Source organism: Streptomyces sp. SID14436, from assembly GCF_010548465.1.
Classification (GTDB): Bacteria; Actinomycetota; Actinomycetes; order Streptomycetales; family Streptomycetaceae; genus Streptomyces.
In genome coordinates this window covers 1-972 of sequence record NZ_JAAGMD010000087.1, presented here as the reverse complement: position 1 = coordinate 972, position 972 = coordinate 1, and the positions used below count along the sequence as shown (strand labels likewise).

The 972-nt window shown below is 77.9% G+C and carries 1 pseudogene; it reads right to left on the bottom strand.

From position 1 onward, the window contains the following. Nucleotides 1-972, bottom strand: a pseudogene (locus G3I53_RS03115) (helix-turn-helix transcriptional regulator); the annotation flags it as partial.

The window sequence follows — 972 nt, the reverse complement described above, 5'->3', positions numbered from 1 at the left end:
CCGCGTCCGCGACCGCGGCCAGCGCGAGCGCCGCCAGCCGCACGGTGACGTCCGGGACCGTCCCCGACGCGTCCGTGAGGGCGGTGACCGTGGCACGCATCCGCCGCACGGCCTCCTCCGCGTCGCCCCGCAGCGCCGCCGCGTCGGTCAGCAGGATCCCCGCGACCAGCGTCGCCATCCAGTCGAACGGCCCGTCCAGCGGGGCGCGGACCCGCTCCACGACCGAGAAGTCGCCCCGCGCCAGCGCCACGTACAGCGCGGGCGCGACCGCGTACCCGCCCAGCGGGGGGGAGCACCCGGGCGTCCGCCTCCGCCGCCACCACGCACTCGTCCCAGCGGCCCGTCGCGTAGAGCACCAGCAGCCGCAGGTAGCGCATCGCCAGCGGGTACGGCGACGCCAGCAGCCCGGCCCGGCGGGCCCGGTCCAGGCCCTCCGTCAGCCAGGGCAGACACGCCTCCAGCTCTCCGGCCTCGTAGGCGCCCATGGCCAGGTTGTACAGCGCCCGCAGCTCCACCGCCGCGTTCCCCGCCGTCCGGGCCAGCTCCCTGGCCCGCGTCAGCCGCTCGCGGCCCTCGGCGGTGTGACGGCTGAACGCCTCCAGACCGACCACCGAGATCAGCAGGTCCGCCTGCGCGTCGGGCATCCCCAGCCGCTCGGCCGCGGCCAGTGCCCGGCGGGCCACCGACAGCGCGACCTCGTTCTCCCCGACCTGCCGCGCGGTCATCACGTGGGTGGCCGCCGCCCACACCCAGGTCGGCGAGGCCGGCTCCGGCGGGATCATCGCCAGCGCCTCGCTGCTGTGCGCGAACGCCGCCGACAGGCTGTCGACCCGCAGCAGGTTCCCGGCCAGCGTGTAGCGCACCCGGGCGGCCAGCTCCAGGTCGGCGTCCCGGCCGAGGTCCGCCAGCGCGGACCGGGTCAGCGCGACCGCGCGGTGCAGCTCACCGGCGTGGGCGGCCGCCGCCGACGCC